This is a genomic window from Rhodococcus sp. 06-1474-1B (assembly GCF_002258885.1).
Lineage (GTDB): Bacteria > Actinomycetota > Actinomycetes > Mycobacteriales > Mycobacteriaceae > Rhodococcoides > Rhodococcoides fascians.
The window spans coordinates 86914-100285 of sequence record NZ_NOYR01000006.1 but is presented as its reverse complement, the minus strand read 5'-3'; the positions used below and the strand labels follow the sequence as shown (position 1 = coordinate 100285).

Genomic DNA, 13372 nt, shown 5'->3' with positions numbered 1-13372 from the left:
GCCGCCACCCGTCGGGATCGGTCGCGCCCCCGTCGGGATCGGTCGCCCCCGTCGGGATCAATGCGGCTTTCAGTCGCTCAGAGTGCAACAAAGGGACATTGATCCCGACGGGACGGGCGAAAAACTACCTACCGCTGCGGCGCCTGGGTGGGCACGATCGGCGACGGCAACGCCGTTGCTCCCTGCAGGAAGGTGTCGACGGCGGCCGCGCAGGAGCGACCCTCGGCGATGGCCCACACGATGAGCGACTGACCGCGGCCCATGTCTCCGGCGACGAAGACGCCGGGCACGTTGGTGACCCACTCGTTGGTGCGTTCGACGTTTCCGCGCTGGTTGAAGTCGACGCCCAGGTCGGTCAGCAGACCGCCCTTGTCGGGTCCGACGAAGCCCATGGCGAGGAGCACGAGATCGGCTTCGAGGGTGAACTCGCTGCCTTCGATCTTCTCGAACTTGCCGGCCTTGAATTCGACCTCGCAGGCTTCGAGTGCGGTGACCTTGCCGTTCTCACCGACGAAACGCTCGGTGTTGACGGAGAAGACGCGCTCGCCGCCTTCCTCGTGTGCGGACGCGACGCGGTACATCAGCGGGTACGTCGGCCACGGGGTGGAGGTGGCACGCTCCTCGGGCGGACGGGCCATGATCTCGAACTGGTGGACGCTCGCCGCGCCCTGACGGTGCGAGGTGCCCAGGCAGTCGGCCCCGGTGTCGCCGCCGCCGATGATGACGACCTTCTTGCCCTCGGCACTGACGGGCGGCTGCTCGAAGTCGCCCTGCTGGACGCGGTTGGCGTGCGGCAGGAACTCCATGGCCTGGTAGATGCCGTCGAGTTCGCGGCCCTCGATGGGCAGGTCGCGCCAGGCGGTGGCACCGCCGGAGAGGACGACGGCGTCGAACTGCTCACGCAGTTCGTCGGCCGAGATATCCACGCCCACATCGACACCCGTGCGGAAGACGGTGCCCTCGGCCTCCATCTGCGCGAGCCGACGATCGATGTGGCGCTTCTCCATCTTGAACTCGGGAATGCCGTAGCGCAGCAATCCGCCGATGCGATCGGCACGCTCGAACACCGTGACGGTGTGGCCGGCGCGGGTGAGCTGCTGCGCTGCAGCAAGTCCGGCGGGTCCGGAGCCGACGACGGCGACGGTCTTGCCGGTCAGGTGCGTCGGGTAGACCGGCGTGACCCAGCCTTCCTCGAAGGCCTTGTCGATGATCTCGACCTCGACCTGCTTGATGGTCACCGGATCCTGGTTGATACCCAGGACACACGCCGCCTCGCACGGGGCGGGGCACAACCGTCCGGTGAATTCCGGAAAGTTGTTGGTGGCGTGCAGGCGATCGATGCTGTCGCGCCAGCGATCCTTGAACACCAGGTCGTTCCACTCGGGAATCAGGTTCCCGAGGGGACAACCGTTGTGGCAGAACGGAATGCCACAGTCCATGCATCGGCTGGCCTGGGTGCGCAGAGTGTCCTTCGAGAAGTCCTCGTAGACCTCTTTCCAGTCCATCAGGCGCAGATCGACGGGCCGCCGCTTGGGTACTTCGCGAACCGTGTTCTTCAAAAATCCCTGTGGGTCACCCACGAGCTGCCTCCATGATCGCTTCGTCCACGTCCGCGCCGTTCTTCTCGGCTTCGGAGATGGCCAGCAGTACCTTCTTGTAGTCGCGAGGCATGACCTTCACGAAATGGTTCACCTGCTGTGACCAATCCGCGAGGATCCGCTCGGCCACCTCGGAGCCGGTCTGCTCCTGGTGACGTGTGACGATGTCCTTCAACCAGGTGAATTCGTCGCCCTCTAGCTCGTCGATGTCGACCAGCTCGGTGTTGAGGTTGGCCTCGAACGTCTTGTTCGGATCGAAGATGAACGCGACGCCGCCGGACATGCCGGCACCGAAGTTTCGTCCCGTCGTGCCGAGGATGACGACCTTGCCGCCGGTCATGTACTCGCAGCCGTGATCGCCGACGCCTTCGACGACAGCAACGGCACCGGAGTTACGAACCGCGAACCGCTCGCCGACGACGCCGCGGATCAGGGCTTCACCGCTGGTGGCACCGAACAGGAACACGTTGCCGCCGATGATGTTGTCCTCGGCCACGAATCCCTTCGGAGCGTTCAGCGACGGCCGCAGCACGAGATGTCCACCGGACAGGCCCTTGCCGACGAAGTCGTTGGCGTCTCCGTTGAGGCGCAACGTCATACCGGAGGGCACGAACGCACCGAAACTGTTGCCGGCCGAGCCGGTGAACGTGATCTCGATGGTGTCGTCCGGGAGGCCGACGCCGCCGTATGCCTTGGTCACCTCGTGTCCGAGCATCGTGCCGACGGTGCGGTTGACGTTGGTGATCTTGGACTCGAACGCGACCTTCTCGCCCTTGTCCAACGCATTGCGGCTGGCCGAAATCAGCTGCTGATCCAGGGCTTTGTCGAGACCGTGATCCTGAACGCCTGTGTTGTACAGGTTCTGGTTCATGAACGCCGATTCGACCTCTTCGAGGATCGGCGACAGATCGAGCTTCGACGCCTTCCAGTGCTCCTTGGCCGCGGTCGTGTCAAGTAGACCGACCTGGCCGACGGCTTCGTCGAGCGTGCGGAAGCCGAGCTCGGCCATGAGCTCACGCACCTCTTCGGCGATGAACATGAAGAAGTTCTCGACGAACTCGGGCTTGCCCGCAAAACGCTTGCGCAGCAACGGGTTCTGTGTCGCAACACCGACGGGGCAGGTATCGAGGTGGCAGACGCGCATCATGATGCAGCCCGACACGACGAGCGGAGCGGTGGCGAAACCGAACTCCTCGCCGCCGAGCAGAGCAGCGACCATGACGTCGCGGCCGGTCTTGAGCTGGCCGTCCACCTGCACGACGATGCGATCGCGAAGACCGTTGAGCAGCAACGTCTGCTGGGTCTCGGCCAAGCCGAGCTCCCACGGTCCACCTGCGTGCTTGACCGACGTCAACGGCGTCGCGCCGGTGCCGCCGTCGTGGCCCGAGATGAGCACCACGTCCGCGTGCGCCTTGGACACACCCGCCGCAACGGTGCCGACGCCGACCTCGGAGACGAGCTTGACGTGGATGCGAGCCGACGGGTTCGCGTTCTTCAGGTCGTGGATCAGCTGCGCGAGATCCTCGATCGAGTAGATGTCGTGGTGCGGCGGCGGCGAGATCAGACCGACACCCGGCGTCGAGTGCCGAACCTCGGCGACCCACGGGTACACCTTGTGAGCCGGAAGCTGGCCGCCCTCACCGGGCTTGGCTCCCTGCGCCATCTTGATCTGGATGTCGGTGCAGTTCGTCAAGTAGTGCGAGGTGACGCCGAAACGTCCCGACGCGACCTGCTTGATGGCACTGCGTCGCCAATCGCCGTTCTCGTCCGGCTCGAAGCGCGAGACGTCCTCGCCGCCCTCACCGGAATTCGAGCGTCCGCCGAGACGGTTCATCGCGATGGCGAGGGTCTCGTGTGCCTCGGCCGAGATGGAGCCGTAGCTCATCGCGCCCGTGGAGAAACGCTTGACGATCTCGCTGGCCGGCTCGACCTCGTCGATCGAAATAGCCTGTCGCTCTTCGGTCTTGAAGCGGAACAGACCGCGCAGCGACGCGAGCCGCTCGGACTGGTCGTCGACCATCTTCGTGTATTCCTTGAAGATGTCGTACTGACCGGTGCGGGTGGAGTGCTGCAGCTTGAAGACGGTGTCGGGGTTGAAGAGATGGTACTCCCCTTCCCGACGCCACTGGTACTCGCCGCCCGTCTCGAGCTCACGGTGTGCGCGTTCCTGACGGTTGTCGAGGTACGCGACGCCATGTCGCGCTGCGACGTCGTCGGCGACCTGGTCGAGATCGATACCGCCGAGGTGGCTGTTGAGCCCGGTGAAGTACTCGTCGACCAGTTCCTGCGACAGGCCGATGACCTGGAACAGCTGGGCTCCGGTGTACGACGCGAGAGTCGAGATGCCCATCTTGGACATCACCTTCAGCACGCCCTTGCCTGCGGCCTTGATGTAGTTGCCGACGGCCTTGTCGAAGTCGATGCCGGTGAGGGCACCGCGCTCGATCATGTCCTCGATCGACTCGAAAGCCATGTACGGATTGACCGCTGCCGCACCGAATCCGATGAGCAGAGCCATGTGGTGCACCTCGCGGGCGTCACCGGCTTCGATGATGAGACCGACCTTGGTGCGCGTCTTCTCACGAACGAGATGGTGGTGCACTGCCGAGGTGAGGAGCAACGACGGAATCGGAGCGAGCTTCTCACTGGACTCTCGGTCGGAGAGCACGATGATCCGCGCCCCGCCCGAAATGGCAGCGGAAACCTGAGCGCGGATGGCCTCCAACGCCTTTCGGAGACCTTCACCGCCTTCGGCAACCGGGTACAGGCCACGCACGACCACCGAGCGCAGCTCTTCCTGCGTGCCCTCGTCGTTGATGTGGACGAGCTTGGCGAGGTCGTCGTTGTGCAGGATCGGCTGGGGCAGCACGATCTGCTTGCAGCCGTCGGCACCCGGGTTGAGCAGATCGCCCTCGGGACCGATGGTGCCGCCGAGGCTGGTGACGATCTCTTCACGGATCGCGTCGAGCGGCGGGTTGGTGACCTGGGCGAACAGCTGCGAGAAGTAGTCGAACAACATCCGCGGACGTGCCGACAGCACGGCGATCGGGGTATCGGTACCCATCGAACCGATGGCCTCGGCACCGGACTTCGCCATCGGCGAGACCAGCACGTTCAGTTCCTCGGTGGTGTATCCGAAGATCTGCTGGCGAATCAGCACGCGATCGTGCGGCATGTGCACGTGCGGCCGCTCGGGCAGATCGTCGATCGACGTCAGGCCCTCGTCGAGCCACTGCTGGTACGGGTGCTCGGCGGCGAGTTCGTCCTTGATCTCGTCGTCGGAGACGATGCGGCCCTGTGCGGTGTCCACCAGGAACATCCGGCCCGGCTGCAGACGCACCTTGCGGACGACCTTGGACGGGTCGATGTCCAGCACGCCGACCTCGGAAGCCATGACGACCAAGCCGTCGTCGGTGACCCACAGGCGGCTGGGGCGAAGACCGTTGCGGTCCAGAACTGCGCCGATGACGGTGCCGTCGGTGAAGCACACCGAGGCCGGTCCGTCCCAGGGCTCCATCAACGAGGAGTGGTACTTGTAGAACGCCCGACGCGCGGGGTCCATGGATTCGTGCCGCTCCCAGGCCTCGGGAATCATCATCAGCACGGCATGCGGCAGGCTGCGGCCGCCGAGGTGCAGCAGTTCGAGCACCTCGTCGAAACGTGCTGTGTCACTGGCTCCGTGGGTGACGACGGGGAAGATCTTCTCGAGCGCTTCCGAGCCACCGAATACGTCGGAGGTGATGAGGGCCTCGCGGGCGCGCATCCAGTTCTCGTTGCCGGTCGCGGTGTTGATCTCACCGTTGTGTGCGACCCGCCGGAACGGGTGGGCCAACGGCCACGACGGGAACGTGTTGGTCGAGAAACGCGAATGCACAAGTCCCAGTGCACTTTCGACGCGCTCGTCCTGCAGGTCGAGGTAGAAGCCCTTGAGCTGGGGCGTGGTCAGCATGCCCTTGTAGACGAACGTCTGCGAGGACAGCGACGGGAAGTACACGGTCTCGCGACCGGGGCCGTCCTTGCCTGCGCCCTCTTCACCCAACTCGTGTTCGACGCGCTTGCGAATGACGAAGGCACGACGCTCGAGTTCGAGGTCGGTGATCGCCGCGTCGGGAGCGGAGAAGAACAACTGACGGAACGTCGGCATCGCGTCGCGAGCCAACGCGCCCAAGGAGGAGTCGTCGGTGGGGACCTCACGCCATCCGAGGACGGTCATGCCTTCGCTCTCGACGATGCGCTCGACACCCTCGCACGCGCGCGCTGCGTCGCTGCGGCCCTGCGGCAGGAATGCGACACCGGTTGCGTAGGCACCGGGTGCGGGGAGCTCGAAATCTACGACGGCGCGGAAGAACGCGTCCGGTACCTGGATCAGAATGCCCGCACCGTCGCCGGTGTTCGGTTCGGAGCCCGCGGCACCGCGGTGCTCGAGGTTGACCAGTGCGGTGATCGCCTTCTCGACGATGTCGCGACTGCGGCGACCGTGCATGTCCACCACGAATGCGACACCACAGGAGTCGTGTTCGTTGACGGGATCGTAGAGGCCTTGCGGGCCCGGAGTGTGCTTCATACCTAGCCTTCGGATAAGTCCAGCCTTGAAACTCGTCGGCGACGGTGTGGTGTAACCGGCTGCTCGAACGGCCTGCGGTGCGTCCTCGCCGTTGAAGCAGCACCTGTCGATCTTCCACGCTTTCCTCTGCACGGGCGGGTGGGCTCGTGGTAGAAAAGTGAAGGTCTCGACGGATCAGGCCGTGGTGAGGCCGATCCAATTACGAACGATAAGTCAGTACCAGGGTGCTCTCGCAAATAAGGTAAGCCTACTTCGGGCTCTCACCTGCGATTTTCCACCGAATCGACGGGGTCCGGAATCCGGCTCTGCATCGACACGTCGACATCGTTGTCGAACTACACGAATGTAAGGCATCACCCGCGCTCATACGCCGGGGTTCGAAGAAACTACTGGCCGCAGCGATCGAGATCAGCTGCGGCCAGTGTGGTGGGCGGAGGGGGACTTGAACCCCCACGTCCCGAAGGACACTGGCACCTGAAGCCAGCGCGTCTGCCATTCCGCCACCCGCCCGGGTGACGGCGAGAACACTAACACGCACCCCGCCGTGCTCGAAAATCGCCGTCTCGAGCTGCCCCGAGCAACCGGCGGCACAGCGTTGCTGTCGGCCGCACCGTATATCATGCTTGCAGCGCGACTTCGTGATGACACGCGGCCGTTGCAGCGTTGTAGGCAACAGGCACCACAGGGTGGAAGAACACAGTGAGAGGAGGGGTCACGATGGGCATCGTTCAGCGTTTCGAACGCAAGCTGCAGAGCGCTGTCGGCGACGTCTTCGCCCGCGTGTTCGGCGGCGGCGTCGTACCGGCCGAAGTCGAGGCGGCGCTGCAACAGGAGGCGTCCGATCTCGTTCGCCCCTTGGACGGCGGTCATTACCTGGCACCCAACAACTACGTGATCACGATCAACAGCTCGGATCACGAGGAACTTGCCGGTGATCGCGAGCTCACGGTCAAGGCTTTCTCGCGTCACCTGGACGATTACATCCGTGATCAGGGGTGGCAGACCTACGGTGACGTGGTGGTTCGCTTCGAACCGTCGCCCACCCTTCACACCGGACAGTTCCGGGCCAGTGGCTCGGTCGATCCCGATGTGGGACGATCGGCGATTGCTGCGCAGAACAGCTCTGTTCAGCAGAACGCGTCGGCACAGCCAGCCCGTCCCGTCCCTTCAGCCACGCAGCGACCGACTGCCCCACCGATGTCGATACCAGGAGCCGGCCACATGACGCAGAACCCAGGCTACGACCCGCAGCGCGACCCCGCGGACGGACATCGTCCGGATCCGCGCGCGCGCAACGGATACGCCGGTGGCCAGGATCCCCGCTACGCGGCGCGTGAGCAGAACGGATACGACGCGCAGGGTTACGCGCCCGCCGATCGAGATCAGCGCTACGACCAGCAGCCGTACAACGCCCAGGGCTACGAGAACCAGGGCTACGACGAGCAGCCGTACGCCCAGCACGGCCAGGCCTACAGCGCCGCCGGCGGCCAGGAGCAGGGATACGACCAGGCCTACGGAGCACCCAACGGCCAGGAGCAGGGTTACGACGCCCACGGCTACGACCGAGCGGGCTACAACGCCCAGGGTTACGACGCGCAGGGCTACAACGCCCAGGGTTACGACGCCCAGGGCTACAACGGTGCCGGCTACGACTACAACGGTGGCGAGCAGGGCGGTGCCTACAGCGAGGCTCCCTACCAGGAGCAGGCGTACGGCGAGCCCGCCGGCCGCTATGCCGAGCCGCAGGGTGCCGGTTACCCACAGCAGGGCTACCAGCAGCCCGCCTACGACTACCCGCCTGCCCAAGCGCCCTACGGCCGCGGCTACCCCCAGGGTGCCGGTGATCGCGGGGACGGCTACGGCTACGACCAGTCGGCGTCCTACGCAGGTCAGCCCCAGGCGCTCGCCGCGACCCTTCAGCTCGAGGACGGCAGCGGCCGCTACTTCCAGCTCCGGGACGGACAGAACATCATCGGGCGCGGCCAGGACGCCCAGTTCCGCCTCCCCGACACCGGAGTGTCACGCCGACACATCGAGATTCGCTGGGACGGCCGAGTGGCCATGCTGTCCGATCTGGGATCCACCAACGGAACCACCGTCAACGGTGCACCCGTCCAGGATTGGCAACTGGCCGACGGCGACGTGATCCGCGCCGGTCACTCCGAGATTCTGGTCCGGATCGTCTGATCACCGGAGTGGCCCGGCCGACCGAGATGTTCGTCTCCTCGACTCGCAGGTTCGCCCACCCGTATGTCGTCCACACGAGCGACTGCACCCTATGATGCTGCGAGACAACCATGTCTGTCGCGCCGCCGCGTCGGATTGTGGGGGATGCAGGTCCGATCGCGAAGGAGGAGGTGAATCGTCGTGCAGGGATTGATTCTGCAACTGACCAGGGCAGGTTTTCTGCTTCTGTTGTGGTTCTTCGTCTGGGCCGTTCTTCGGACGCTGCGCAGTGACATCTATGCCGCAGCCGGTATGCGTGTGCCCGCCCGCTACTCCGGTGGCTCGAAGGTGCTCCCGTCGTTCAACAAGCAGAAGGTGGCGAAGTACCTCGTGGTGACCCAGGGCGGCCTCGCCGGCACGCGCATCTCGCTCGGCACTCAGCCGGTTCTGATCGGACGCGCAGACGATTCGACTCTCGTTCTGACAGACGACTATTCGTCCACCAGGCACGCTCGCCTCTCGCCTCGCGGCGGAGATTGGTACGTCGAAGACCTGGGCTCGACCAACGGCACCTACCTCGATCGAGCCAAGGTCACCACCGCTGTACGCGTTCCACTGGGAACTCCGGTTCGCGTCGGCAAGACCGTGATCGAGTTGCGCCCGTGACCCTTGTTCTCCGCTACGCCGCCCGCAGCGATCGCGGTCTCGTTCGCTCCAACAACGAGGACTCCGTCTACGCAGGTGCGCGACTGTTGGCTCTGGCCGACGGCATGGGCGGTCACGCCGCAGGCGAAGTGGCCTCGCAGTTGATGATCGCCGCGCTGGCGCACCTCGACGACGACGAACCGGGCGAGGATCTGCTCGGCAAACTCGAAGCCGCCACCCGCGAGGGCAACGCCTCCATCGCCGACCAGGTGGAAGACGAGCCCGAACTCGACGGCATGGGAACCACGCTGACCGCAATCCTGTTCGCGGGCAAGCGAATGGGTCTGGTGCACATCGGTGACTCGCGTGCCTACATGCTGCGCGACGGCTCGCTCACTCAGATCACCCGCGACGATACGTTCGTCCAGTCACTGGTCGACGAAGGCCGCATCACCGCCGAACAGGCGCACACGCACCCGCAACGCTCACTGATCATGAGGGCGCTGACCGGTAACGAGATCGAGCCGACGCTCACCGTCCGCGAGGTCCGTGCCGGCGACCGCTACCTGTTGTGCTCCGACGGTTTGTCGGACGTCGTGAGCGACGAAACCATCGAGAACACCCTCGCCGAGGGCGAGACCGGGCCGTGCGCCGACCGCCTCATCGAACTAGCCCTGCGCAGCGGTGGCCCGGACAACGTCACCGTCGTCGTCGCCGACGTCATCGACCTCGACTACGGCCAGAGCCACCCGATTCTCGGCGGCGCAGCCAGCACCGAGGACGAAGAAGACGCTCCGCCGCCGAACACTGCAGCGGGCCGCGCCGCCGCCATGCGTCCCCCGCGCACGACGCCCAAGCGCGTGACCGCCCCTGTGGTGACACCGGAGAAGAAGTCGCACAAACTGCGGTGGTCGCTGATCGCGCTGACCCTGATCGTGTTGGCCGGAATCGGTGTCGTGGTTGCCAATTCGGTGATCAAGGGCAATTACTACGTCGGTGCCGACAACAGCAAGGTCACCGTGCTGCGCGGTCTCCCCGGTTCCGTTCTCGGGTACTCGTTGCAGAGCGTGGAATTGATCGGCTGCCTCGACGACAACGGTGGCGTCACATTGACTGCACCCGACGCCGCGCCGGCCGATTGCGTCCCGTTCGAGATCGACGACCTGTTGCCGGCCGCGCGCGAGCAGGTGACCGCAGGACTCCCGTCGGGCTCTCTCGACGACGCCCGCGGTCAGGTGCAACGGTTGGCCTCGGGAGACCTACTGGAGGTCTGCGAGACCGAGCCGGCAGTGACCACCACAGCCGCACCCGCCCCGACGACGCCGATCATCGCGCCCCCCGGAGTGCCGTTGCCTCCGCCCGCGCCGGAGCCCGTTCCGGAAGCTGCCCCGACCACTACCGCCGTGCCGACACCGACCGTCGCGCAGATCCCAGGCCAGAACTGCAGGACCGGTACTCGATGAGTTCCAATCCGTCCGCAGGAGGCTCCTTTCCGAGTCCTCCCGGTGGGTTCGCTCCCGCACCGATCCAGTCGAATCGTCGCAATGTCGAATTGCTGCTGCTCGGTGCCGCGGTCCTGATCACCACCATCTCGTTGATCCTCGTCGAAGCCAGCCAGGAACAGACGATCACCTGGGACCTGGCCAAGTACGCGCTGGCCTACCTCGCACTGGTGACGGTGGCGCACTTGGCCGTACGACGGTTCGCCCCCTATGCGGATCCGCTGCTGCTGCCGATCGTCGCGCTGCTCAACGGTCTCGGCCTGGTGCTGATCCATCGACTGGACCTGGCCGATCAGCAACAGGCGCAGTACCTCGGCAACCCCATTCCCTCGCCCGACGCCAACCAGCAGGTGCTGTGGACGACGCTGGCCATCGCCGGCTTCGTGGCACTGCTGGTGCTGCTGCGCGACTACCGCACCCTGGCTCGCTACGGGTACACCCTCGGCCTGGCCGGCTTGATCCTTCTCGCCATTCCCGCGCTGCTGCCGTCGGCGTTCTCCGAGGTCAACGGATCCAAGATCTGGATTCGGTTGCCCGGCTTCAGTTTGCAGCCCGGTGAATTCGCCAAGATTCTGCTGCTGATCTTCTTCGCGTCACTGCTGGTGTCCAAGCGCGAACTGTTCACCACGGCAGGCAAACACTGGCTCGGCATGGACTTCCCGCGCGCTCGCGATCTCGGGCCCATCATCGTCGTGTGGATCGTCTCGGTCGCGGTGCTCGTGTTCGAGAAGGACCTGGGCACGTCGCTGCTGATCTTCAGCACCGTTCTGGTGATGATCTACATCGCCACCGAACGTGTCGGCTGGATCATCATCGGCAGCGGTCTGCTGATGGTCGGATTCTTCTTCGCCTACCAGGCGTTCAGCCACGTGCGCGTGCGGACACTGACCTGGCTGGACCCGTTCGCGGACTACAACGACACCGGCTACCAGATTTCCCAGTCGCTGTTCGGTCTGGCCACCGGTGGGCTCGCCGGCACCGGCCTCGGCAGCGGTCGCCCGTCGCAGGTTCCGTTCCCCAAGACCGACTTCATCATCGCCACCGTCGGCGAGGAACTCGGCCTCATCGGTTTGGCCGCAGTGCTGATCCTGTATCTGCTGTTCGTCATTCGCGGAATGCGTACTGCGCTCGCCGTCCGAGACAGCTTCGGCAAGTTGCTCGCCGCCGGGCTCTCGTTCACCGTCGCCGTCCAGCTGTTCGTCGTCGTCGGCGGCGTCACCAAACTCATCCCGCTGACCGGTCTGACCACCCCGTACATGTCGTACGGAGGATCCTCGTTGCTGGCGAACTACCTGTTGGTGGCCTTGCTGATCAAGATCTCCGACGCAGCGCGTGAGCCTGCGACCCCCAAGAAGAAGCCCGCTGTGGCCGCCCCGATCGCCGAGGCGCCGACCGAAATGGTGAAGCGCGCATGAACACTCCCCTACGCCGCGTCTCCATCGCCATCATGGTGATGGTGGTCGCCCTGCTCGCCAACGCGACCTACGTTCAGGTCATCAAGGCCGACGACCTGCGCACCGACCCACGGAACTCCCGCGTTCTGCTCGACGAGTACTCACGTCAACGCGGCCAGATCTCGGCGGGTGGTCAGGTTCTCGCATCGTCGGTTGCCACCGACGATCGCTACAAATACCTGCGCACGTACCCGCAGAATTCGATCTCCCCCGCGAGCCCGCAGGCCAACGCCCCGATCACCGGCTTCTATTCGATGCTGTACTCGAGCACCGGTCTCGAACGCGCCGAGGACCCGGTACTCAACGGATCCGACGACCGGTTGTTCGGCGGACGCCTGTTCGACCTCATCTCCGGCCGTGATCCCCGCGGTGGCAACGTCGTCACCACCATCGACCCGGTCGTCCAACAGGTGGCGTACGACCAGCTGACCGCCAAGGGATACACCGGCTCCGTCGTGGCCCTCGACCCCGCCACCGGCAACATTCTCGCCATGGCCAGCACGCCGAGCTACGACCCCAACCTGCTGGCCAGCCACGACGGCAGCACCACGTCGACCGCGTGGGAGAACCTGAGCGACGATCCGGGCAAGCCGCTGGTGAACCGCGCGATCTCGCAGACCTACCCACCGGGATCGACGTTCAAGGTGATCACGACCGCCGCTGCGCTCCAAGCAGGCGCCACCCCGGACGATCAACTCACGGCCGCGTCGAACATCACCCTTCCTGGAACGTCGACGACGCTCGAGAACTACAACGGTTCGACGTGCGGAGGCGGTCAGACCGCCTCGCTACGTGAGGCGTTCGCACGGTCGTGCAACACCGCCTTCGTCGAACTCGGCATCGACACCGGCGCCGACAAGATGCGCGAGACCGCCGCCAAGTTCGGTATCGGAGAGGACACCAGCATCCCGCTCACCGTTGCCGACAGCACCATCGGATCCATCGACGACGACGCGGCTCTCGGCCAGTCCAGCATCGGTCAGCGCGACGTGGCGCTCACCCCGCTGCAGGACGCCGTCATCGCCGCGACCGTCGCCAACGGCGGTGTACGGATGGCTCCGAACCTGGTGCAGCAGTTGCAATCTCCCGACCTGTCGGACCTGTCCAGCTACCAACCCCAATCGATGGGTGAGGCGATCAGCTCCGACACGGCCGCGACCCTGACCGATCTGATGATCGGTTCCGAGAACAACACCAGCGGGGAAGGCAAGATCCCCGGGGTGCAGATCGCGTCGAAAACCGGTACCGCAGAACATGGTTCGGATCCTCGCAACACCCCGCCCCATGCGTGGTACATCGGTTTCGCACCGGCGAAGGACCCCAAGGTCGCCATCGCCGTCATCGTCGAGGACGGCGGAGATCGAGCCCTCGCCGCCACCGGCGGTTCGGTCGCAGCACCCATCGGCCGCGCCGTCATCGCCGCCGCATTGCAGGGGAGGTGAG

At 65.2% G+C, this 13372-nt stretch carries 7 protein-coding genes and 1 tRNA gene; 5 read left to right on the top strand and 3 right to left on the bottom strand.

Annotated features, from left to right (window positions below):
- Positions 1 to 128: 128 nt before the first annotated feature.
- From CH266_RS01385 to CH266_RS01375, 3 genes are all read right to left on the bottom strand, one after another.
- The gene (locus tag CH266_RS01385) at positions 129 to 1580 is read right to left on the bottom strand and encodes a glutamate synthase subunit beta (RefSeq protein ID WP_032367609.1); all 1452 of its coding nucleotides are present in this window, start codon (positions 1578 to 1580) and stop codon (positions 129 to 131) included.
- Complete coding sequence (gltB, locus tag CH266_RS01380) at positions 1573 to 6162, bottom strand: glutamate synthase large subunit (RefSeq protein WP_032385264.1); 4590 nt, start codon at positions 6160 to 6162, stop codon at positions 1573 to 1575. Before gltB ends, CH266_RS01385 begins: the two co-directional genes overlap by 8 nt.
- 424 nt (positions 6163 to 6586) lie before the next feature.
- Positions 6587 to 6672: transfer RNA gene (locus tag CH266_RS01375), tRNA-Leu, on the bottom strand.
- 207 nt (positions 6673 to 6879) lie between these two features.
- Here CH266_RS01375 and CH266_RS01370 point away from each other — a divergent pair.
- From CH266_RS01370 to CH266_RS01350, 5 genes are all read left to right on the top strand, one after another.
- Positions 6880 to 8349 (top strand): DUF3662 and FHA domain-containing protein, encoded by a 1470-nt coding sequence (locus tag CH266_RS01370; RefSeq protein ID WP_094714495.1) that lies wholly within the window; start codon positions 6880 to 6882, stop codon positions 8347 to 8349.
- 180 nt (positions 8350 to 8529) lie between these two features.
- Complete coding sequence (locus CH266_RS01365; protein WP_027494977.1) at positions 8530 to 8994, top strand: FHA domain-containing protein FhaB/FipA; 465 nt, start codon at positions 8530 to 8532, stop codon at positions 8992 to 8994.
- Positions 8991 to 10436 (top strand): PP2C family protein-serine/threonine phosphatase, encoded by a 1446-nt coding sequence (locus CH266_RS01360; RefSeq protein ID WP_032385262.1) that lies wholly within the window; start codon positions 8991 to 8993, stop codon positions 10434 to 10436. The genes CH266_RS01365 and CH266_RS01360 overlap by 4 nt, the downstream gene beginning before the upstream one ends.
- Positions 10433 to 11890 carry an FtsW/RodA/SpoVE family cell cycle protein gene (locus CH266_RS01355; RefSeq protein ID WP_027494979.1) on the top strand — a complete coding sequence of 486 codons (1458 nt, stop codon included), beginning with the start codon at positions 10433 to 10435 and terminating at the stop codon, positions 11888 to 11890. The genes CH266_RS01360 and CH266_RS01355 overlap by 4 nt, the downstream gene beginning before the upstream one ends.
- Positions 11887 to 13371, top strand: coding sequence for a peptidoglycan D,D-transpeptidase FtsI family protein (locus tag CH266_RS01350; protein WP_032367613.1), 1485 nt, complete (start codon positions 11887 to 11889; stop codon positions 13369 to 13371). The genes CH266_RS01355 and CH266_RS01350 overlap by 4 nt, the downstream gene beginning before the upstream one ends.
- The last annotated feature ends 1 nt before the right edge of the window (position 13372 follow it).